This is a genomic window from Brevibacillus sp. IT-7CA2, assembly GCF_949767855.1.
Lineage (GTDB): Bacteria > Bacillota > Bacilli > Brevibacillales > Brevibacillaceae > Brevibacillus.
The window spans coordinates 165,027-187,246 of record NZ_CATKQT010000033.1 but is presented as its reverse complement, the minus strand read 5'-3'; the positions used below and the strand labels follow the sequence as shown (position 1 = coordinate 187,246).

Sequence of the window (22,220 nt, the reverse complement as noted above, 5' to 3'; positions counted from 1 at the left end):
ACTGGCTGCTTTTTTGTTTTCATCACAAGGGATTATCCCCGCAGGCGGTTCACCCAGAAGCCGCCCTTCAAATGCTTCGGCTCAAAAGAGATCACGAATGCTTTTGGCGCAATCTCATGAATGAGGTTCCACAGTTTTTTCTCGTTGCTGCGCTTCGTCAACACTTGCATCATGAGACGATGTCCATCGCGCCCCTCTGCTACCCAGGAAGTAACGCCAAAGCCGTGTTCACGCAGCTTCACAGGAACCTCCAAGTCAACGGAATCCACAACGACTTGCAGCGTGACATAGCCCAGGGCCAAATACTCCTCGATCTTGCTGCCGATGAATACACCCATTCCCCAACCGATACAGTAGGCTGCGAGATTGATCGGATTGTCCAGGTTGTCCAGAACAATCTCCAACCCTTTCAAATACACGAATACCTCCACCATCGCCAATAGGGATGCCAACACCCGATATCCCTTGATCACCATCAGCAGTCGCAGCGTAAAAAACGAAACGTACAAAATGTTGATCCCGATGATGATCAAAACAAACGCCAAGCCCATTGCTCTCCTACCCCCACCCAGACCGGGTACCATGATGATTTTGCAATCGTGATAATCATATAATTGAAGGTATTTTTATAAAAGCGGTAAAATTCGGCTATCAAAGATTTTTTTTCTATAAATTCCCCCCCCCTTTCTATGATAGGGGCCAAGCAGCATCCGCATAAACCTTGTTGTTTTGTAAAACAGTAAGCATCGAGAACATTTATTTTTGTATAGAAAAGCTGGCTGAAAATCTCTTTGTTTCAGACTGTAAGTAGAGGAGAGTAAAAAATGACTCGATTTTTAATCAAGACTGCTGTTAACGGCATTATTGTTGTCACTTGTTTATGGTGGTTTGCAAATGCGTCCTGGACATCCGCTATTTTAACGGCACTCGGTTTGACCGTCATCGCATATCTGATTGGCGATCAATTGATATTACGAGCTACCAATAATGTTACGGCCACGATTGCAGATGCAGTGATCGCTGCTATTTATTTATGGGCAGTTGCCAAATGGCTTGATTGGCCACTAAGTTTTGGCGAGTTAATGATTACGGTAGCCCTTTTAGGCGTGGCAGAACTTGCGTACCATCGCTTTTTGGGAATATACGACAATAATCGTATCAAGAAAGAACCTGGAAAATAATTCACGGGATATATCCCGTCCCCCTCGTTAACCATATCTTTGGGTTACATCACAAAGTTAGGAGAACCCGAATGGATATCAAAACTCTACTGAGTACTGGGAGGACGTTAATGGGTATTTTATCAGGCAATCCTCAGAATGAACCGATGCATTATGGCGAGGTTTTTGGAGTATGGATGTATCTTGCAACGACAAAGGGATTGATTGCTGCTTATCAAACAGCGCTCAATCATACTGGGGATCATGATCTGAAAAGCTTCCTCGAAGACATTACGCGAAGCATGAAGCAAGAAGTGGAACAACTGGATGAATTGCTCAAAGTAAATGGCATTGGATTACCTCCTGCACCGCCAGAACGCCCTGTAGCTAATTTGGAGAGCATTCCTGCGGGTGCTCGTATCAGCGACCCTGAAATCGCTGCCGGTATTTCAAGAGACATTGCAGCCGGTATGGTTACTTGCAGTCAAATAATGGCTCAATCTATTCGAGAAGATATCGGAATGCTTTTTGGTCAGTACCATGTTGCAAAAGCCCAATTTGGTCTCAGATTGCTCCGCATTTTAAAAGAAAAAGGCTGGTTAATTCCGCCGCCCCTTCATGTGCAAGCGCCAGAACTTGTACATGCCTAATCTTGGTGATAAGCACTACCTGTTTGGTAGTGCTTATCGTTTTTCACCTTTTTTGGACTGGGGGATACGCGATTGAAAAAAACAATGATCGGTGCCTTTCTTTTTGGAGTAGGCATTATTGGCATGCTGGATGGCATTATCTTTCACCAAATTTTGCAGTGGCATAGTGTAGACATGTATGGAGATCGACACCATCAAATCATGAGTGATGGTTTTTTCCATTTATTCGTGACGGTCATCATATTCATTTCGGGTATTCTTCTGTGGAAAAGCAACCCTGTAGGGACTGCGTATTATTTCTGGAGTAGTTTTTTCCTCGGAGCTGGTACATTTAACTTGATGGAAGGAATCGTGAATCACCATTTCCTGCAAATTCATCACGTCAAGCCGGGCCCGTCTCAATTCTTATACGATATATATTATGATATATTCGCACTTGTGCTGATTGGCATCGGATGGCTACTGTATAGGCGAACAAAATCCAAATAAGCCATCCCATTCTGTCGGTTAACGGGTAGCGTGCTCGTACAATTTCTGCGCGAACTCCTCCATCAATTCCCGCTTGGCCAACAGCGCAAGCATCCGTTGAGGCAAGCCTTCTACTCCGTAATAAGCACCTGCCAATTGACCGTAGACAGCTCCCGTCGTATCCGCATCATCACCGAGATTTACCGCTAGGAACAGGCCTTCTTCAAAAGAACTACTGGAATAAAAAGCCCAAAGCGCCGCTTCAAGCGAATCGACGACATATCCCGATCCTTTGATCTCTTTTCTAGTTTTCTCTTTGTAGGAGCCATTCGCGACACGGGCGATATCAGGATCAAGCGGTTGCTTTTCCCATAGATCGGCTACAGGAGAGAACGAATCAGCAAGCAACTCCTCTTTAGAAATACCCTGTAGAGCCCCCAGCAGCAATGCCCCGAAAAAACGACAGCCGTCTACTGCCTTTGCCGTCGCGTGAGTGGTTCGAGAACTTTGCGCACAATATTCAATAGCGAGCGCCGGTTGATTGGCATAATAGAGCGCGACAGGCGCTAGCCTCATAATGGAGCCATTCCCTGCCGACATCGGATGATCCGATCCGCTGAACGGATTTTTCGTTTGCTCAAAGCGCCACAGCGCTTCTTTGGTGATGTTCCCGATATCGAAGCAATGATCCTTGCAGCTCATATACCCCGTTCGAAACCAGGCTACGTATCGGTTCATCTGATCAACTGGATCGAATCCATTTTTCGTAATCAAGCTCTCAGCCAGGCACAGCGCCATCGATGTATCATCCGTCCATTCTCCTGGCTTTAAATCGAAAGGCCCTTCCCCGACCATTTCTGTAAGCGGCTCGAAGGTACCCGGTTTACGAAATTCTAAAGTAGTGCCGAGTGCATCTCCAACGGCCAACCCTAGTAAACTTCCAGCATAGCGGTCACGCAGTTCCACACCTATCCACACCTTTTTCGGAATTATCAGTTCACATCAAACAAAGCATCTGGCAATCACATTTTGACCGACATATTGCTCGTTCAATTCATCCGTCGCTACCTTTTCTTCTGTGCTCGCAAGCGTGATAATCTGCGGCAAAACCAGCTTGTAACGGTCCTCCATCACGGTTTCAAGAAAGTACTGTTCCTCTTCGTCCCACAAAAGAATTCCTGCTAAAATTCTGGTCTCCACACAGATCCCCTCCATTTTTTCTCTTTTGAATATGTACGAAAGACGGGTACAATGACCCGCCTTCTAGTGCCTTACGTAATTTGTAATGTGTATACTTACTGCTCTTTTTTCAGGCGTGCATCCAGAACAAAGTTGCCGAATGGCAGTAATGAAGCGATAAATGCCCCGATCACTTTCAAAAAGGACCACTTATTGGTCATTGTAACATGTGCCAACGCCAAAATATACAGGACAAAAAACAATCCATGAAGCGAGCCGGCAATTTTTACTGCGGCTGGATAATCCCAAAAATACTTGAGCGGCATAGCAATCCCGAGAAGCACCAAATACGAGATACCTTCGATCAGGCCGATGAGACGGAAACGTCCGAGGGCAGAATTCATCATGTGCGGGTACCATCCTTGCCTTTGAAATTACCACTATTATAAACGAAAAACTATCATAATGATGAAAATAGTCCAATGTTCATAATATATACAAAATCAACGGCCCCAAGCTTCTTCTCGGATGCGTTCCATCCAGCGCATCTCTGCGTGCAAATGCTCAATGGCACCGATCAGAATCGTTCGTGCTCCCCAGCTAAGCCTCTCTCTTTTTTCCTCCTGGATCGATTCCAATAATCCAGCTAACCGTCTTACCTCCTGAATGTTAACTTCAAGCGCCTCATCCATTTTCCGTGAATCACCGTACGAAGCAAAAGTAAGAGCAGCGTAGATCGGATTGGTCAGCTGCATTGGTTTTTGCAGTTCTTCCAAGAGAAGCTGTTGAAATTGCTCTTCGCCTTTTTGCGTGATCCCATACATCGTCCTATCTGGGCGGCTCGTCTCACGAATGACTTCTTTGACCTCAATCATCCCGCTCTTTTCCAGTTGGTCGAAGGCATAGTAGAGGGAGCCTTTGGCATATTTCATGTAGCAATCCATTCCCCTGGCCTTCACCTGCTGCTGAACCTCATAGGGATGCTTCTCCCCTTCCATCAGTAATCCCAGAACAAGCAATTTTAGACTCATGACGATTCTCCTCTACCCGCGTTCCGGTTCCGGTTTCGGTGCGGAAGGCGATTTCCCCAGCGCCCGATCATTTCCCATCAGTAAAATGCACACGAGAGCAAGAACAGCAGGAATGAGCGCCCACATAAACGTATTCGCAATCGAAGAAGCGAGAATATCGATCATTTGATCCAAAACAGGAGCCGGAATGGCTTCGCGCGCTTCTGGTGTCAAAATCGCTCGTGGGTCTGTAATGGCATTCGTCATCCCTTGACCCCCGAAGGCTGAGAACATGCCGTTTTCAAACGAATTACGTTGCAAGATACCAAACACGGTGATTCCCAATGTCATCCCCAATGAACGGGAAAAAGAGTTCGTCGAACTTGCCGATCCTCTTTGACGCATATCAAAGCCATGAATCGCAGAAATTCCCAAGGTGGAGAAAGAGAAGCCCACACCAAACCCTGCAATCACCATATAAAGCGTAACGATCGAACGAGGAATATCAGGCGTCAGTGTACTCAATAGGAAAATACCTGGTATGAAAAAGACTGCGGACAGAAGCATAATATTGCGGAAGCTGGTCTTCGTCGTCAAAAATCCGCCTAGCTGGCTACCAGCAACCGAACCGAGCATCATCGGTGTCAACAACAATCCGGCATTCGTCGCTGACCCGCCATATACCCCTTGGATAAAAATCGGCAGGTACACCGTAGCGATAATGAAAGCAGCTCCATACAACAGTGCAATCGCATTTGTCGTGGCAAATAACCGCTTCTTGAACATGGAGAACGAAATAATTGGATCAGATGCCCGCTTCTCGACAAATAGAAAAATCACAAACAACAAGAAAAAGGAAGAGAACAATCCAATAATCTGTATCGAATCCCATGCGTATTGATTGCCGCCCAGCTCCAGTGCAAACATCAGACTCACTACAGCACCCACCAGCGTAATCGCTCCCCACCAGTCAATGCTCTGCTTGCGGTATTCCAGAGACTCCTTGTAATACATCGAGATCAACCAGAGGGACACAGCACCAATCGGTACATTGATGTAAAAGATCCAATGCCAGCTGACATATTCGGTAATATACGCACCCAGCAAAGGTCCAAATACGCTGGATGTACCGAATACAGCTCCGAAAAGTCCCGTCATCTTTCCACGCTTCTCCGGCGGGAATACGTCAAAAATAATCGTGAAGGCAATCGGCATCAGCGCTCCGCCGCCAATCCCTTGAATCGCCCGATAAATACTCAACTCAACGATGCTGTTTGCCGTCCCGCATAAAATGGACCCTAACAAAAATACGATGAGACCAAATATGTAAAAACGTTTTCGCCCATACATATCCGAGAGTTTACCGAAGATCGGCATCCCCGCCATCGTAGCGACCATGTACGCTGATGTCACCCAAACAAACTTATCCATGCCGCCCATCTCACCGACAATCGTCCCCATCGCCGTCGCAACAATGGTATTGTCCATGGAAGCCATCAGGAGACCAAGCAGCAGCCCCGCTACTACCCTATTCACTTTACTTTCTCTTGCAATCATTGCTTCACCCTCCTGAGTGGTCAAATCAAAGTACTATACGTTATTATATTCAAATTTGACTACTTATCGAAAAAAACTGCTCCTTTTCGCGGAGCAATTTTTCGCAATCTATTATCGCCCGAACGGTGACGGGCTGAATGGCGATGGCTGCTGGGCTTGATTGCCCTTCCACATTTTAAACGCCGCTTCTGACATCGGCTCCACTGTCGGCTTAATCTCTCCAGTGAATGGATTCTTATCATAGGGCATGTTAAATGTCCGTGTCCCGTCGCTCTTACGCAGCAAAGAACCATCCGACAGCCTCACCCAACTACTTCCTGGTCCTCCCTCGTCTACGACGTAGAGGCCGTTATCGTCCCAGGCCGGATACGTTGGCACCTTATTTACCGGAGGACGTGCCGTCTGTTTCTTGACTGATTTTGTCGCGGTTTTCGTCTTTTGTGTTTTCTTCTTCGGTGTGTTCGTTTTAGCAGCTGCTACCGCTTTTGCTTTTGGTTTGACTTCGCTTTGTTTCTGCGCTGACGCTTGTACAGGTGCTGACACTGCCACAGGCTTTTCAACCGGATAGGCCGAAACATTTGCGTTGCGCGGACCTTGATTGGCCAAATCCATAGCGGGCATTGCAGTACCTGCTTTTTGCGAGACAAATGCTGTTTTTGTATCCGTTCGTCCATCTGTTTTTACTGCGTGAATCAGTGTCGGCCACAAATAGGCATTGAAGCCTAGTAAAGCGACCATCAAGGAAATACCTACGATTTTTTTCATAATAAGGACTCCTATGACTGAATGATTATGGTAATAGAGCAATGACTTCTGGCCTATATCAAAAGTTTAGACGATTGGAAGAAAAAAGAAAACACCTTACATAAACAAACTCCTTCTCATGTTGGTCTTGAGAAGGAGTTTGTTTTGAAGGAGATTCATTTCAAGGCAGCTTCTTGCTTCTGAGAATGTTGTTTGATTAGCTCAATGGTGTGATCAAGCAAGTTTTTGCCTCCCGTGTTTCCATGTCCAGGTACAACGGTTTAGACCTGTGGATATTTTTCGATTACCTTCTGAACGGAGTCATCCCATTGTTCTACATTGGCATCTGAAAGATTTCCGAGGTCCTTAGCATCTAATGATTTGACGAAGCATCCACCGAATAATATTTTGGATTGGGGAAGCCAAACGGTAATGTTATCACTCGAATGCCCTTCCCCAGGATAATAGGCTTCCAAGATGGTGTCGCCTACCTTTATAACTGGCTTTTCATCAAGTGTCGGATTGGGCGAAGGATATCCATATTCTTTCGCTAATTTTGCCGTCAAACGTGTACTGCGTACATCTATTTTTTGATGGAGTAACGCACGGATACCTGAAATGCTGTCATCATGTGCATGTGTAATCAGCGCCAGAACAACGTCTTTCTTCCAATGCTTCTTGATCATCTGTAATAGCTCTTCCGTTTTTTGGGTGTCCCCCCATGCTGTATCAATCAGGACGACTCCTTTGGACGTAGAAACGATTAAGCCATTGTGGTCATAGGTTGTGCCATTCCATTCATTATAGGATGTATGTAACCATACTTTGTCATTTAATTTTGTTAACACAATGCTTTTCCCTGTTTTAAACATCTAAGCGATATCCATATCGCGGAATCGTCGTGATTTGCTGCCCGAAGCACCGAAGCTTTTTCCTTAATCGATAGACGAGCGCATTGACTTCCACTCGTCCGACATCTGGGACATTGCCCTCATGCAGCATTCGCTCTGGCCAAACTGTCAGCATAATTTCTTCAAAACTAACGGCCTGGTTCGCCTTTTGGTAGAGAAGCTTCAGCAAATCCATATCTTTTCCGGTCAAATGCAGTCTAGTCCCGTCGAGACGAACTTCTCTTCTCTCCAAATGAAACTCCAAACCTGGCAAAGGCGACGCGTTCTTTGGTTGCGTGAAAGGGAGCTCCACCGTATCATCCAATCTATTGACCTCTCGTAAAAAGACGAGCTCTGCTACCCCTTTTGACAAGCTTATTTGATCCCCGTGACGAAGAATGTGAGAGGAATAATGAAGGGGCGTCCCGTTTACCTCTGTGCCATGCTTGCTTTCCAGATCGATAATCTTGTAATCGTTCCCGATCCTTTGAAAGGCTGCATGCATTCTCGAAATGTACGGACTATTAAATGTAATGTCCAGTTGAAAGCTTGTCCCCTTCCGCCCAATTGTACAGCGATCCTTGGTGAGATATTTGCGCGTGGCAAATTGGTTGAGGTCCCCTTTTTTTACGAGTAAGTATGCACCGTTGTCTATCATCTGGTGATCACCTCGCTTGTTGATCTATGACGGTTTTGCAGCCGTCAGTGCGTCAACAGCAACCTTGGTAGCTTCGGCAATGAGCGCATCATCATAAGTGGCGTCCTGCTTATCTCTGCTAGACAGCACTGCAATGACAATGGGCTTTTTATTCGGCGGCCATATGATACCTATATCGTTTCGCGTTCCGTAGCTTGCGGCTCCCGTCTTATCTCCGACCTTCCAGTCTTTGGGGACGCCCGCCCGAATCAGCTTGTCTCCCGTCGTGTTGCCTTGCAGCCACTCGATAAGAATCGTCTGCTTGTCAGACGACAGTACATCCCCTATCGTATAGGCTCTTAGGCTCGTTGCAAGTGCTTTCGGTGTGCTTGTATCACGAACATCTTCTGGTTTAGCCTCATTCAATTCCGTCTCATAGCGCTCGGATGTCGTAACACTATCACCAATCTGTTTCAGAGCTGATTCAAAGCCTTTAGGTCCACCCAATTCTTTGAACAACAGATTTCCCGCCGTGTTGTCACTATAACGAACCGCGGCGTCTGCAACCTCGCGAAGAGTCATCCCGGTCGCTACGTGTTTTTCTGTGATGGGTGAATAAGTAACGAGATCGTCCTTGGTGTAGGTGATGACTTTGTCTAGCTCTTCCAACGGTTTCTGATGCAAGACTGCACCTGCGGCTAAAGCCTTGTACGTAGAGGCAAAAGCGAATCGTTCATCTTCGCGATAAGCAATTGCCAAATCTGTTTCGGTGTCGATCGCATATACGCCGAGCCTCGCATCAAACTTCTTTTCCAGCGCAGCGAACTTTAGATCCATTGCAGATGCTGGCGTTTCCGTTTTTACGACAGGTGCTTCTGGAGAAGAGCAACCAGTGAGCGTGAGAAGCGTGAGAAAAATCGTTTTCACTGTGAATCCGATCAGTTTAGAATGGTGAATTTTCATGGACGACAAACCTCTTTCTAAGAAGATAACAACTATGGATTACATTAGTAATATCGTATTACGTTTGTAATCAACTGATTTCACGATAATATTACACGCGTAATCCACCAGTGTCAATCTCCTTTTATGCAAGGAAAAGAGCTACATCCATCCTTTCTTGAAAAAAAGAAGCCCTTTCAAGAAAACTGGATAACCGTAAATGGTTTTTCCAAGTCAGCTTGAAAGGGCGTGCTTTATTTTTTAGGATGATCAGTCGATGCTTGTTTCGCATCCAATATGGAACGCAACTCCTGAATCTCCTCGTCCGATAAAGATTCCTTCTGGATGAACTGAACCAGCATCGCTTTTAGAGCTCCGCTATAAATCCGCTCCAGAAAGGACTGTGCCTCGGCCTGCTGGCATTCATTTTGCGAGTACAACGGATAAAACGAATAGACTCTTTGGTTTTGATTGACTCCAACGGCATTTTTTTGAACCAAACGATTCAAAAGAGTACGTACTGTTTTTGGGTTCCAATCCGTTTGACCTTCCAAGGAGGAAATAATTTCGTTGGCCGTCAGCGGTGACCTTTCCCATAGCACATTCATCACTCGCCATTCCGCTTCTGAAATACTTGGCATGGATGTAGACATGAAGTCTCCCCCTTTCGATAATCATGACTGAAAGAACAAAGGCTAGTAGAGACCTTTCGCTTTCAAAATAGACAAGGTGATTTCTGCTGCTGCAGGTCCATTCGCGTCATCTTCGTTTTGTATATTTGTAGCAAAGAAGTAGGTGCCTTCCTCGTTCTCTACATATCCGACAAACCAACCGTTCACATCTTTTTGATTGACGGTGCCCGTACCTGTTTTCCCGGAAAGAATCGAACCCGCCTTTTCCGATAACCGGATGGAGTCTTTCACCGTCTGGATATTATTTTCTTGAAAGCCAAACTGGTTCGTATAGAACGCTTTTAATAATTGTACCTGCTCCACCGGAGAAATCTTCAAGGAAGATTCTATCCAATATTCGCCGATTCCACCAGATGTATTGTAATTCCCGTAGTTCAATTGTTCCAGAAAAGCTTGCAACGTATCCGGAGTGATACTCTTATCCATCTCTTTAAAATACCAGGTCGTGGAGTTTCGCATCGCTGTAAATAGATCTTGGTCCCGGTTCCACTGCTCATATGGATAGTGGATTCCATCCCATTTTAACAGGGAATCTTCGCTCGAAATCACATCGGCCTCCAAACCAAACAAGGAGAGAAAAATCTTGTAGGTGGAGTTCGGTGAAACTCGTTGTGTACTTGCTGCCTCGTTGTAAATCCGATACTGGTCGGCTTTCAAATCATATAAGACAAAACTACCTTCAAAGCCACGGAAATAGTTGTCTAAATCCTCGTAAATCGTTCGATCATGTTGAAAATGATAGCGGCTGCGATCGTCGGCTAAAGCGGAACCAACAAGAACCTGACTGACAACCAAGACGCCCATCATGGAAAAAATGACTGTACTTTTCAACTGCAACAGCTTTGATTCTGCCTTGTGGGAAGCGATTTTCTCGATTCGTTTTTTAACGGCCTTCTTGGAACCGTTTAACTGATTCGCCAAAACGACATTTTCGGCTCGACTTTCTTTATCCAAAAACTTAATGATGGTATGACCATATTCCAGATAATTTCGCTTATCTAAAAAGTTCAATACAGCTACATCACAAGCAATTTCACGGTCTACTCTCATTTCCCGAAAAGCCAGCCAAACCAATGGATGGAACCAATACAAAAGCTGATACACGACGGTCACATAGTTCATGACGATATCATGGTTTTTTTGGTGCATGAGTTCATGCAAAAAGATATACTTCATTTCCCTGTTTGACAGCCATTCGTCAAAGTGACTGGGAAGGACAACATACGTCGTAAAAACGCCAAACGTCATCGGAGATTTGACCTGCTTGGATTCTGCCAACACGATGTGCCGATTTATTTTTACATCCTTTTTGCATTGTTCAAATATATCGATGATTTCTTGATTGGTGATCACAGATGCTGTCCGCTTGATCTGCTGGATTTTTAACCAGGCTGATAACGTGATCGAAGCACAAACGATCATGCCGACTACCCATATGCTGACGAAAATCGTAGGAAAGGAGTCCGATGTATAGCGACTTACGGACAACGTTAAATCCTTTACCCAATTCGCATTTTCAAACACAGGAGCTTGCGCAGCGAGCATCGAGCTGCTGGCTTCATTGCGCTGATTCATCCCTGAAGCAAATAGATTTCCAAAATCAAAAAAGTAATTCGGGATAAAAGCTGGCGTCAAAGCGACCAGCAAGAGAAACCACAAATTGTACTGCCATCTAGCCGACAACTGGGAGCGAAATACTTTTCGAATCAAGAAAATAAGTGCGATCGTGCAGGAAGAAACGATCAAGCTTATCACCACATGATTGATGAACATGCTACCTGTCTCCCCCCCCCTTCTTACATAGGACCATCTAGATAAAAATAGAATCCGCATCAATTCTCCAGAGCAACAGAACGCTCTTCAACTTGACAGGATCCTTCTCTTCGCTGAGCACAATTAGCTTCATTATGTCAAAAACGAGATCACGATACAAGCTATCGTCGATTGGAAGAAAAAAGAAAACACCTTCTCGAAAATGGTAAGAAGGTGTTTCAAACCTGATTTAGTTTGTTTTCAAAACATCGTGATCGACGTAACGCTCGCCATTCAGTTCACTGATGACATTGATTGCAACCTTGGCACCATCACCAGATGTAATGATCGTATGTACGCTTACTCCCGCGCACGTACCTGCTGCCCAAATTCCTTCGATGTTCGTCTTCCCTTGTGCATCGACATCGACAACAGTTTTGATCCGTGGCTCTGTACCTTCTTTAGTTTTTACCCCAATCGCTTCTGCCAAAGTCACGAGCGCTCCAGTTGCAAGAATCACATGCCTTGCCTCGAAGCTGCCTTTTTCCGCTGTCTCTACGAGTAAGCCTTGCTCTGTTTTGGTAATGCTGCTTACTTGGTCGGCTACCAGCTCCGCACCGAATTTCGCTGCTTGCTTTTTACCGATCTCAATGAGGTCTGGACCTGAGATTTCCATGATGCCGTAGTGATTTTCCATCCACGCGCGCTTGGTCATGCTTTTGTCATTATCAATCAGCAACGTCTTCTTACCTGCTTTTGCAGCAAACAACGCTGCACTTCCTCCTGCCGGGCCTGCTCCAATAATTACGATATCAAACAAAGAAATCTCTCCCTTCCAAAATAACTTTCGTAACATAATTATATACTATGTATGATAAATAAGACAATATCTTTTAACTAGTTTATCCAGTGATTTTTAGCTTCGAACAAAATATTCAAAAAGCAATTGATATAATCATAAGTTTATATTATCTTATTAATTGGTAAATATTTGAAATAGGAGGATTAAAATGATTGATTTTATTAAAAAAGGAAAAAGATTGTTTTTAACCTCTCTTGCCTCAATGATGCTATTCAGCACTGTTCTTACCTCTAGTTTTGCTGCAGAAACTGATGTATTAACCAAATCATCCGTGAATGAAATGCTTCAATACGAATTTTCAAGTGAGGTCATGTCAGAAGACAAAGATGATCTTGAAAAATCACTTACCGATACTTTCGACAACCTAGACCTTGTTCTAAAAGGTATGAAATTCGACAAGAATCTTCGAGAGGCATTTTTAGAAAAGACTTCACTTGAAGATGATTTGAAAAGAGATTTGGAGGAGTATTTTTCCACCAGTCAAGATGATGAAAAAGAGCTGAACAAATTAGTTAATGGCGTAAAAGAGCAAATAGCTGATAATCATTTGGTTTTACCTGAAATAACAGAAGTTCTGCTGTTGCAAAGTAACTCAAGCTTAAGAAACGAAGAAAAGGTCCAAGCTACCATATTACCAATTCTCTTAAGACTCGCTCTTAAAGAAGCAGTCAAGAAAAAAATGGGGAAGAAAATACAGAGAATGGCTTATGACGAATTTGAGGAGAGAATAGAGCCTGAACTATGGGCAGAAGTTGAAGCCTTGCACGAGCAATATGGTGGCGATATTGATTATGACGGTCCAGAGTCCAAGAATGCTAGAAATAGCATTATCCAAGGAGAAAAAGTTTTTGATATTATTGACAAGAGGACGGGAAAAGACTTATTGAGATTCCATATGAAAAGAGTAGATAGAGGTAAAAGCATAGACTTTCATTGGCATAAAAAAGATGATAATTTTAAGTGGCATCATGGTCAGACTCAAATTACCAGAAAAAATCAATTTCCAGAGCATTGGGGAGAAGATTAATGAAGTGGTAGTTTAGTTAGCCAGATTTTCTCTTCTTTGATTAAGGAGTGAATGACAATCGAACTGCGAATAGGTTTTTTGATTGGTAAAAAATTGGATTTAGAAAGAATCGACGAGATTTTATACACCCATGAAAACAAACAAGCTGCATCTTGTAAGGTAGTATTAGACTATATGGAGATGGACCCAGAGATTTTTCTAAATCGTCCCTTTTCTTCCACAGAACAGGTACCCATTAAAGATCCCGATCTCCTTGAAGCTGAGCTTTCCCAATTGTACGATTTTGTATGGGTTGAAGTATTAGGGGGAATTGAGAGGCACGGGCACCCTTCTGTCACTATCTCTGATGCAGAATATGAAGGAAAGCTAATCCATACGTTAGACAAAAAAATGGTAATCTTTTTACGAGATATCATTAGTGAACATCAGGGGATACAACTGCTTGAGAAAATCTGCCATGTCCCAAAACCATTACAATGGCTCACTCTACCAAAAAAAGACGGAAAAACTCCACCCCCGGACTATATACTTGACGAGATGGAGCAATGGGTTCGCAAGTTGATTGCATACGAGGTAGATTAATAAATAGGGAAAGGGCTATCTCACACGTCTTGTAAACTGACGTTGAGATAACCCTTTTCTTTTACGAAGGTCGCGTAATCCAGAAGCGGCGAATGACCAGTCCATCCTCGTCTGTACATTCCGACTCAAAGACGCCCCCGTTCTTCCGAATCGTTTTTTCCGATGCAACATTATCATAATCACAAATCACCAATACTTCGTTTATCCCCAGCTCACTCGTGATGTTTAGAGCTTGCGCTAAAATTTCCGTCGCATATCCTTTGCGTCTCTCGGAAGGCCGGATTCCATATCCGATGTGCCCGCTGTATTTTCGTAAACGCTCGTTGAGACGATGCCGAATATTCACCGCCCCCACTATGCGCTGCTCTTCATTTATGAGCCAATACGTCGAATGAGGAACATAGCCATCCGCAAGATTTTCCTCGCTGCTCTCACTCTCTAGAAATTCCAGATACGCAGGAAAATCATAAGGCTCCCGATCCACCACCCACGGTACGATAGGCTCTCCACTTTCTTTCCACTCTTCGTAAAAGGAAATATACTCTGCTTGAAGTTCTGCACAAGGCTTCATTAAATACAGTTGCCCAGCCATCGTCTCACTCCTTTGCATATTTGGCGTAAAATTCTTTCTATTATAGCTGCAAGAAGAGGCTGTTACCAGTTTTCACCTTCTTGAATTACTTCCATTGGTTGACGAAATGCGCTTCTTCCCTCCACTACAGCTACAAATTATAAACAAAAAAAACGCGGCACAAGCAACGAATCGCCTGTGCCACACTCTTAACTGATTAATATTTGTTAAACAACATGATCCAGAGGGAACCTGCAATGATTGTAAATACAAACACAAGTCCGAGAATCAATGTCTGTACGTTGTAGCGTGGTTTTTCTCCTTCGCGGATGTGCATGAAGAAGACCAACTGAACTACGAACTGCAAGAGCGCCATTACCAAGATCGTGATCATGGTCGCCGTTTTACTCAAAATCGGGTTCATGACCAGCACGAGTGGGATAATGGTGAGCACGATCGACAGGATAAAACCGATCACGTACTCTTTCATCGATCCGTGACTATGATGTCCGCCATGGTTTTGATGTTGTGCCACCTTACATCACCCCCATCAAGTAAACGACTGTGAAGAGGAAGATCCACACAACGTCAAGGAAGTGCCAGTACAAGCTCAGGTTGGTAATTTTGCGGCGAGTAACCGCGGTGATTCCACGACGCTTCAGCTGGAAGATCAACGCAGTCATCCAGAACAAACCAAGCGTTACGTGCAATCCGTGCGTACCAACCAGTGTGTAGAAAGCGGACCAGTAGCCGCTAGTACCCATAGTTGCACCTTCACTGATCAAGTGCATAAACTCAGTGACTTCCAACACTACGAAAGAAAGTCCCAAAAGACCAGTTACAGCCAGCCAAGCAATCAGCTGCTTGACATTGCCTTTGTTCATCGCCAGAACAGCGAGACCGCTGGTAAAGCTACTTGTCAACAAGATAAAGGTTGAAGCAATAACACCTGGCAGCTGGAACAATTCCTGTCCAGTTGGTCCACCAGCAAAGCTATTCATCATTACCGCATATGTTGCAAACAATGTACCGAACAGTACGCAGTCTGTTACAACGAAAATCCAAAAACCAAGAACCTTTAATTGTTCATGCTCTTCATGATGGTCGTGGTCGTGGCCGTGACCATGGTCATGATGCTGCGCCATCGTTACACCACCCTCCCCAGTGAAGCCTCAGTGCGACGCACTTCCTCCACCGGTACGTAATAATCCGTGTCGTATTGGAAGGAGCGTGCCCACATGCATGCGAATACTCCAATGAATCCAATGACGGCCATCCAAACCCAACCAAATGTGAAACCAAAACCCACCAAGAACCAGAAGTTCGCCATGATAAACGGAATTCCAGAGTTCTTCGGCATATGAATCGGCTCCAGTTTCGCCGGTTGTTCTTTATAGGTGCCATTTGCTTTTGCTTCTTTTGTTGCCCACCAGTCATCCATTTCTTTCACTTGTGGAACAACAGCAAAGTTGTAGAACGGTGCAGGTGACGGAATCGACCACTCCAACGTACGACCATTCCATGGATCGCCTGTCGTGTCGCGCTCACCATGCTTGATGCTGTAAGCGATTTGCCATACTTGGAAGATGAAACCGATACCCATCATGAATGCCCCAACAGTGGATACCAAGTTCATGTCTGCCCAACCGCGATCCCAACCGTACGTATAGTAACGGCGAGTCATACCCATGAAACCGAGCGCGTATTGCGGCATAAAGCACACGTAGAAACCAATATTCCAGAACCAGAAGCCCCATTTGCCCAGTTTCTCGTCGAGCTTGAAACCGAACAGTTTTGGCCACCAGTAGTAAATACCAGCCAGATAACCGAACACTACCCCACCGATCAATACTTGGTGGAAGTGGGCAACCAAGAAGTAACTGTTGTGATACTGATAGTCTGCCGGAGCTACTGCCAGCATTACCCCTGTCGCTCCACCAATTACGAAGCACGGGATAAAGGCAATCGTCCACAGCATTGGTTGTTTAAAGGATATCCGACCACGGTACATTGTAAACAGCCAGTTAAAGACCTTAACCCCGGTCGGGATCCCAACAATCATCGTTGATATTGCAAAGAAGGCGATAACACTTGCGCTCGTACCCATCGTGAAGAAGTGGTGAGCCCATGTAAAGAACGATACAACGGCAATGATCATCATCGCCCAAACCATTGATTTGTAACCGAAAATCTTTTTACGTGAGAACGTAGCCACGATTTCAGAGAAAATACCGAAAGCTGGTACTACTACGATATATACCTCAGGGTGACCCCACATCCAGATGAGGTTGAGGTACATCATCGGATTACCGCCGCCGTCCATCGTGAAGAAGTGAGCACCTGCAAAACGGTCAAGGAACAATAGTGCAAGTGTTACAGTCAAGATTGGGAAAGCGAAGATAATCATAATGCAGCTGGACAATACGGACCAGCTAAACAATGGCATTTTGGAAAGCTTCATGCCAGGTGCACGCATTTTGAGAATCGTTACGATAAAGTTAATCCCTGTCGCCAAACTACCGATACCGGAGATCTGAATCCCCCATATATAGAAGTTCTGACCTGGTCCAGGGCTGAATTCATTTTGTGACAATGGCGGGTAAGACAACCAACCAGCGTCCGGGGAGCCCCCGATTACGAACGAAATGTTGAACAGCATCGCACCGAGCATAAACAGCCAGAAGCTGAGTGCGTTCAAGAACGGATACGCTACATCTCGAGCACCGAGCTGAAGCGGTACTACCATGTTGAACAAGGCAAACATCATCGGCATCGCCATGAACAAAATCATGATCGTACCATGAGTCGTAAAGATGGCATTATAGTGATCCGAGTTAAGGAACTCTACGTTCGGGAATGCCAGTTGCAAACGCATCAGCAGGGCGTCAACCCCACCGCGGAACAGCATCAGAAGCGATGCGATCAAATACATAATACCAATACGCTTATGGTCAACTGTAGTCAACCATTCACGCCATAGCCAACCCCATTTTTTATACTTAGTCAGAACGAATACGATCGCAACCATGGATAGTACAATCGATACGTCCGCACCGTAAATCAGCGGGTCACCTGTTACAAAGAACGTGGATGCAAAATCCTTAATGTTCTCCCACACGTGGTATTCCTCCTCCCTCTCGCCTAGTGGTTCATACTGGAATGATTCATTCCAGGCATGTTGTGCGATTCAGTCTTTTGCTGCGTATTTTGCGAAGTCTCATTAGAAGACTTGTCACCTGCAGGCGCAGGAGGTTTCTCCATCACATAGTCCATATCGTGACCATGGCCATATTTGGCAACAATCTCTTCAAACATACCTTCTGGGAATGCAGAATACGTAAACTTATCTGTCACGCCAGGCTTGCGAAGTTCTTCATAATCTGCCTTCGTCATAGCTGGAGTCGTACCTTTTACTTCTTTGACCCAGTTATCGAACTCTTCTTTCGGTTTTGCCACTACATTAAACTGCATTTTGGCGAAGCCTTCACCAGAGAAGTTGGAGCTAAATCCAGCGAATGTACCTGGTTCATCTGCTTGCAGATACAGCTCGGTAGCCATTCCCGCCATCGCATAAATCTGTCCACCCAATTCTGGAACCCAGAAAGAGTTCATCGGTGCATCAGCAGATACCTGGAAGCGAATCGGTACGCCTGCTGGAATCTCCAGATGGTTAACCGTTGCGATATTTTGTTCTGGATACGTAAACATCCATTTCCAGTCCAATGCCGTAACCTGAATGGTCATAGGGGCAACTTCTTTATTTGGGTTCTCTTTTAACAAATAAATATCACGGACAGTAAAGTAACCCAGCAATGCAACGATAACGATAGGAATAATCCACCAAATTACCTCTAGGGTTGTACTGTGTGCCCACTCCGGCTTATAACTTGCTTTATTGCCCGGTGTATCCCGATAGCGGTATACAATGAAAGCGGTAAGCGCAATAACCGGAACGATAATGACAGCGACCAATATCGTGGAAATAATAATGAGATTGTACTGCGTTTCTGCTACAGGTCCTTTTGGATTCAAGACGAGGTATTCGCTACCACAGCCTGTCAGCAGAACGGTGCCCAACACTGCCAAGATCCAAAACTGGATATGCCTCAGCATTTTTCCTCCGCTCATTCTCCTAATCCCTCCTAGTCACAAACAACAAGCATGTAATACTTTGAGAGCGCAGTTCTTTTTAGGTGAACTTCGCCTCACATATGTCGATAGTGCAGTCACTCTCTATGGAGAGGTCTCGAACGAGGTTTTGGAAAACCTTCTTTTTTAACGTGCATTTACACTTTTCGAGAGTTCCTCACAATAGAGGTTTTTTAACACAAGTGAACTTCACTATTCGTCGCATATACATACTATCAGAGTCGGCGAGCTTTTGTACTCGTTTTTAACGACGTTCAATATTTCGTAGCTTTTCTGTTACAAAGTGTTCACATAGCATTCACGAGTTGATCATATTCTTGTTAGGATTCTCCTCTAATGAAGTCCGGCACCCATTTTTGGTCATCTCACCCAATCTTTAATGTCAAGGTTTCTTTTCACTTTTAATAAAAAAATCAAAAAAACGCCAGCGCATTTGGCTGACGGCAAAATTCCGTATAAATAAAAAAACCTCTCATTAATAATGAAGAAAATGAGAGGTTCTCTATAGGACTATTTTTATTTTGTCAGGCGTCAGTTCTTTTTAGTGTCATCAAGCGAAATACCGTGCTCATAATGAAGATATTCATACCAGCGATCAAAAATCCGATCGACACCATCAACGGCATGTTCTGCGATCTGAAATCGCTTGCAGTGAAAGCCATAATAACAGCACCGACAAATAATACTGTCCAAGCCATCCATCTTAATACATCCGCCGCTTTTCGATCGTTATTCATAACACAAAACCCCTATCATTATAGATTTTTTGCGTGACCGTTTTTGTTTGATGCTCTTATTGTAACATAACATTCACTTGTTGTTCATATTTTGTTCAATTTTTTATAAAAAATTTGTCAAAACTTTTTTCGTAAACCTATTGGCTGTCGCATTGTTACATTTTTACTTTGTGTCACAAATGTGAAAGCGTTATTGTTATAATGAATGGAGTAAACGGTTTCATACATTCCTAACATCTTGAACTGTCATCGAAGGTGGTTTGCCCATGGTTCATACACCCAAAAAAGCCCGCATCAGCCTCTTGACCCAAATGGTTCTGCTCATTTCCATCGTTGTTCTGATCAGCATGGGAATAGGAACTGCCTTATTTTCCTTCATATTAGATGACATATTGGATCGATATATTGGACAGCAAGCCATGACGGTCGCCAAGCTATCTGCCATGGACGAACGCATCATTGCAGCCTTCGAGACCGATCATCCTTCCGAGGTGATACAACCGATAGCCGAAACCATTCGGATGGAAACAGGCGCCAGCTATGTGGTGATTGGAAACAAGGACGGTATTCGGTACTCTCACTACGACCCAAAGCAGATTGGATTACCGATGGGAACCAGCAATGACCCCGTCTTTTTAGAAAACCGCTCGGTCATTTATCGGGGGACAGGCATTTCAGGTCCAGCCATCAAAGCGAAAACACCGATCGTCAACAAGAAAGGCGAAACAATCGGCGTCTCCTCTGTCGGCTATGTCATGAGTGATGTAGAGAAAAAGGTCGCGGAATACAAGGAAAGAGTCGTCTCCTTATCCTTGGTGCTGTTGGTTATCGGAATTATTGGCGCTATTATCATTGCCAGACGAGTCAAGCGATTGATCTTTGGTCTGGAGCCAGAAGAAATCTCCTTTTTGTTTACGGAAAAAGCAGCTATTCTTGAATCGATTCGCGATGCTACGGTAGCAGTCGATATGCAAGGGCGTGTCGTCTCGATGAATAAACGCGCACGTTCCCTTCTCCAAGAGGATTTGACCGTAGGGAAATCGATCGCTAGCCCGCAATTGCGCGACATCATTCTTTCTGTCAATCGAAATACGCAAGAAATGAACTACAAAATTTTGCTGGGGCACGAAATTTTTATAACCGACTACTCTCCTATTTTGAGCAATAATGAAATTAGAGGCGTGGTCTTCACATTTCGTCCAGAGTCTGAAATCGAGCAGCTCACCGAAGAAATTACGAAGATCAGTTCCTTTTCGGACAATATGCGTGCACAAAATCACGAATATTTAAATCGTTTGAACACTATTTACGGTCTACTCAAGCTAAAGGAGTACGACAAAGCAATCGAACTCATCACCGATGAAGTAAAAGAACGGCAGGATATTCTCGCTTTCATTATGAGTTCAGTCAAAGAACCCTTCATCGCAGCTTGTCTGCTAGGGAAAATCAATCGCTCCAAAGAACTGAAGGTATTACTCGAAATAGATCAGGACAGCTATTTGGGAAATGTACCTGACAGCTTGGATACAAAGGTATTGGTCACTATTCTCGGCAATTTGATCGACAACGCGATGGAAGCTGCCCTCGAATACAAAGGCTCTGACGCAATGGTTCACGTATCCTTTACTGATTTAGGTGGCGATATCATTTTTGACATCGAAGACAATGGACATGGGGTATCAAACGAATTGGAGCCACGCATCTTTGAAAGCGGTGTCACTACGAAATCAGGTGAAAATCGAGGACTCGGTTTGGCTATTGTGAAAAACGCCATCGAGCTATTAGAGGGGCAAATCTCACTCGGAAAAAGTGATCTTGGCGGAGCGCGTTTCACCGTCGTCGTCCCCAAGAAATGGGACAAAGCAAGTAGAGAGGAGGCAATCCATGATGTCTGAGAAACCCATTACCGTCATGATCGTGGAAGATGACGAAATTGCAGCTAGAATCTATGAACAATTCACAAGTAAACTGGAAGGATTCCAGATTATTGCCACGGCCACGACTGGAAAACAGGCATTGGAGATGCTTCACGTCGTTACGCCGGATGTTCTGCTCTTGGACATTTATTTGCCGGATATGAATGGGATTGACCTGTTGCGTGAAGTTCGGAAGCATTTTCGCGGGATCGATGTCGTCATGATCACAGCCGCAAACGATGTGGAAACCGTGAGAGAAGCGATACGTGGCGGGGCATACAGCTACATCATCAAGCCGATTATGATCGATAAATTCATGTCTACCTTGGAACAATATGCAAATACAAGAATCCAGCTGCAGCAGCATACAACCATTGATCAAACAGCCGTGGACAAGCTGTTTACAAAAGCCGCACACACTCCTGCTACCAAAACCGTTGAGACAGTCACCACACTCCCGAAAGGCATCGACAAGCTGACGTTAAAGCTGATCAGGGACAAAATGCAGGAGACCACCCAAAGCATGAATGCCGATGATTTGGCTGCACTGGCTGGCATGAGCCATTCGACCGTGCGCAGATACCTCGAATTTCTCGTCTCTATTAATGAAGTGACTGTCGAGACGTTCTATGGAACCGTCGGGCGTCCGGAACGAAAATACCGCTGGGTGCCGCAAAAAACGGCCAAATAATGCC

Annotated in this window: 26 protein-coding genes; 7 read left to right on the top strand and 19 right to left on the bottom strand. The window is 44.7% G+C overall.

Features of this window, described 5'->3' with window-relative positions; translation table 11 throughout:
- Positions 1–32 precede the first annotated feature (32 nt).
- Positions 33–551, bottom strand: a complete 519-nt coding sequence (locus tag ACM6JA_RS17530) for a DUF2179 domain-containing protein (protein WP_007715966.1) — start codon at positions 549–551, stop codon at positions 33–35.
- A gap of 273 nt (positions 552–824) precedes the next feature.
- On the opposite strand from ACM6JA_RS17530, the gene ACM6JA_RS17525 reads away from it, so the two are divergent.
- The 3 genes from ACM6JA_RS17525 to ACM6JA_RS17515 all read left to right on the top strand — a co-directional run bounded on the left by ACM6JA_RS17525 (position 825) and on the right by ACM6JA_RS17515 (position 2,299).
- Positions 825–1,181 carry a DUF2512 family protein gene (locus ACM6JA_RS17525; RefSeq protein WP_414853346.1) on the top strand — a complete coding sequence of 119 codons (357 nt, stop codon included), beginning with the start codon at positions 825–827 and terminating at the stop codon, positions 1,179–1,181.
- Positions 1,182–1,291: 110 nt separating this feature from the next.
- Positions 1,292–1,810: a DUF3231 family protein gene (locus tag ACM6JA_RS17520; protein ID WP_414853687.1), complete on the top strand. Its 519-nt coding sequence runs from the start codon at positions 1,292–1,294 to the stop codon at positions 1,808–1,810.
- Positions 1,811–1,882: 72 nt separating this feature from the next.
- Entirely contained in the window at positions 1,883–2,299 is a 417-nt protein-coding gene (locus ACM6JA_RS17515; RefSeq protein ID WP_414853345.1) for a DUF2243 domain-containing protein, read from the top strand.
- 18 nt (positions 2,300–2,317) lie between these two features.
- Here the strand turns inward: ACM6JA_RS17515 and ACM6JA_RS17510 are convergent, their stop codons facing one another.
- From ACM6JA_RS17510 to ACM6JA_RS17455, 12 genes are all read right to left on the bottom strand, one after another.
- Positions 2,318–3,244 (bottom strand): ADP-ribosylglycohydrolase family protein, encoded by a 927-nt coding sequence (locus ACM6JA_RS17510; protein WP_414853344.1) that lies wholly within the window; start codon positions 3,242–3,244, stop codon positions 2,318–2,320.
- A gap of 36 nt (positions 3,245–3,280) precedes the next feature.
- The gene (locus ACM6JA_RS17505; protein ID WP_007715974.1) at positions 3,281–3,478 is read right to left on the bottom strand and encodes a hypothetical protein; all 198 of its coding nucleotides are present in this window, start codon (positions 3,476–3,478) and stop codon (positions 3,281–3,283) included.
- Between the two features lie 95 nt (positions 3,479–3,573).
- Positions 3,574–3,864 (bottom strand): DUF3817 domain-containing protein, encoded by a 291-nt coding sequence (locus ACM6JA_RS17500; protein ID WP_007715976.1) that lies wholly within the window; start codon positions 3,862–3,864, stop codon positions 3,574–3,576.
- Between the two features lie 96 nt (positions 3,865–3,960).
- Complete coding sequence (locus ACM6JA_RS17495; protein WP_414853343.1) at positions 3,961–4,488, bottom strand: PadR family transcriptional regulator; 528 nt, start codon at positions 4,486–4,488, stop codon at positions 3,961–3,963.
- 12 nt (positions 4,489–4,500) lie between these two features.
- Positions 4,501–6,024 (bottom strand): MDR family MFS transporter, encoded by a 1,524-nt coding sequence (locus ACM6JA_RS17490; protein WP_414853342.1) that lies wholly within the window; start codon positions 6,022–6,024, stop codon positions 4,501–4,503.
- A gap of 111 nt (positions 6,025–6,135) precedes the next feature.
- The gene (locus ACM6JA_RS17485) at positions 6,136–6,789 is read right to left on the bottom strand and encodes a hypothetical protein (RefSeq protein ID WP_414853341.1); all 654 of its coding nucleotides are present in this window, start codon (positions 6,787–6,789) and stop codon (positions 6,136–6,138) included.
- 260 nt (positions 6,790–7,049) lie between these two features.
- Positions 7,050–7,616, bottom strand: a complete 567-nt coding sequence (gene bla / locus ACM6JA_RS17480) for a subclass B1 metallo-beta-lactamase (RefSeq protein ID WP_414853340.1) — start codon at positions 7,614–7,616, stop codon at positions 7,050–7,052.
- A 16-nt stretch (positions 7,617–7,632) separates the two neighbouring features.
- Entirely contained in the window at positions 7,633–8,316 is a 684-nt protein-coding gene (locus ACM6JA_RS17475) for an FHA domain-containing protein (protein ID WP_414853339.1), read from the bottom strand.
- A gap of 24 nt (positions 8,317–8,340) precedes the next feature.
- Positions 8,341–9,258 carry a BBI family class A beta-lactamase gene (gene blaBBI / locus ACM6JA_RS17470; RefSeq protein WP_414853338.1) on the bottom strand — a complete coding sequence of 306 codons (918 nt, stop codon included), beginning with the start codon at positions 9,256–9,258 and terminating at the stop codon, positions 8,341–8,343.
- Positions 9,259–9,491: 233 nt separating this feature from the next.
- Positions 9,492–9,890: a penicillinase repressor BlaI gene (gene blaI, locus ACM6JA_RS17465; protein WP_414853337.1), complete on the bottom strand. Its 399-nt coding sequence runs from the start codon at positions 9,888–9,890 to the stop codon at positions 9,492–9,494.
- A gap of 42 nt (positions 9,891–9,932) precedes the next feature.
- Positions 9,933–11,702: a BlaR1 family beta-lactam sensor/signal transducer gene (locus tag ACM6JA_RS17460; protein WP_414853336.1), complete on the bottom strand. Its 1,770-nt coding sequence runs from the start codon at positions 11,700–11,702 to the stop codon at positions 9,933–9,935.
- 229 nt (positions 11,703–11,931) lie between these two features.
- Positions 11,932–12,501, bottom strand: coding sequence for an FAD-dependent oxidoreductase (locus tag ACM6JA_RS17455; protein WP_414853335.1), 570 nt, complete (start codon positions 12,499–12,501; stop codon positions 11,932–11,934).
- Positions 12,502–12,691: 190 nt separating this feature from the next.
- On the opposite strand from ACM6JA_RS17455, the gene ACM6JA_RS17450 reads away from it, so the two are divergent.
- The gene (locus ACM6JA_RS17450; RefSeq protein ID WP_414853334.1) at positions 12,692–13,570 is read left to right on the top strand and encodes a YpjP family protein; all 879 of its coding nucleotides are present in this window, start codon (positions 12,692–12,694) and stop codon (positions 13,568–13,570) included.
- A 51-nt stretch (positions 13,571–13,621) separates the two neighbouring features.
- Positions 13,622–14,152 (top strand): hypothetical protein, encoded by a 531-nt coding sequence (locus tag ACM6JA_RS17445; protein WP_414853333.1) that lies wholly within the window; start codon positions 13,622–13,624, stop codon positions 14,150–14,152.
- 61 nt (positions 14,153–14,213) lie between these two features.
- On the opposite strand, the gene ACM6JA_RS17440 is transcribed toward ACM6JA_RS17445, so the two are convergent.
- The 6 genes from ACM6JA_RS17440 to ACM6JA_RS17415 all read right to left on the bottom strand — a co-directional run bounded on the left by ACM6JA_RS17440 (position 14,214) and on the right by ACM6JA_RS17415 (position 19,609).
- Positions 14,214–14,744, bottom strand: coding sequence for a GNAT family N-acetyltransferase (locus tag ACM6JA_RS17440; RefSeq protein WP_414853332.1), 531 nt, complete (start codon positions 14,742–14,744; stop codon positions 14,214–14,216).
- Between the two features lie 196 nt (positions 14,745–14,940).
- Positions 14,941–15,258 carry a cytochrome o ubiquinol oxidase subunit IV gene (gene cyoD / locus ACM6JA_RS17435; RefSeq protein WP_007722316.1) on the bottom strand — a complete coding sequence of 106 codons (318 nt, stop codon included), beginning with the start codon at positions 15,256–15,258 and terminating at the stop codon, positions 14,941–14,943.
- 1 nt (position 15,259) lies between these two features.
- Complete coding sequence (gene cyoC / locus ACM6JA_RS17430) at positions 15,260–15,868, bottom strand: cytochrome o ubiquinol oxidase subunit III (protein WP_048031550.1); 609 nt, start codon at positions 15,866–15,868, stop codon at positions 15,260–15,262.
- A gap of 2 nt (positions 15,869–15,870) precedes the next feature.
- Positions 15,871–17,841, bottom strand: coding sequence for a cbb3-type cytochrome c oxidase subunit I (locus ACM6JA_RS17425; RefSeq protein WP_007722307.1), 1,971 nt, complete (start codon positions 17,839–17,841; stop codon positions 15,871–15,873).
- Between the two features lie 23 nt (positions 17,842–17,864).
- Positions 17,865–18,851: a cytochrome aa3 quinol oxidase subunit II gene (gene qoxA, locus ACM6JA_RS17420; RefSeq protein ID WP_173621307.1), complete on the bottom strand. Its 987-nt coding sequence runs from the start codon at positions 18,849–18,851 to the stop codon at positions 17,865–17,867.
- Positions 18,852–19,396: 545 nt separating this feature from the next.
- Entirely contained in the window at positions 19,397–19,609 is a 213-nt protein-coding gene (locus ACM6JA_RS17415) for a hypothetical protein (RefSeq protein WP_039960752.1), read from the bottom strand.
- 266 nt (positions 19,610–19,875) lie between these two features.
- Between ACM6JA_RS17415 and ACM6JA_RS17410 the strand changes: the two genes are divergently transcribed.
- Together ACM6JA_RS17410 and ACM6JA_RS17405 are read left to right on the top strand one after the other, a co-directional pair.
- Positions 19,876–21,504 carry an ATP-binding protein gene (locus ACM6JA_RS17410; RefSeq protein WP_414853331.1) on the top strand — a complete coding sequence of 543 codons (1,629 nt, stop codon included), beginning with the start codon at positions 19,876–19,878 and terminating at the stop codon, positions 21,502–21,504.
- A complete protein-coding gene (locus ACM6JA_RS17405; RefSeq protein WP_414853686.1) occupies positions 21,497–22,216 on the top strand; it encodes a response regulator in 720 nt (239 codons plus the stop codon). The genes ACM6JA_RS17410 and ACM6JA_RS17405 overlap by 8 nt, the downstream gene beginning before the upstream one ends.
- The last annotated feature ends 4 nt before the right edge of the window (positions 22,217–22,220 follow it).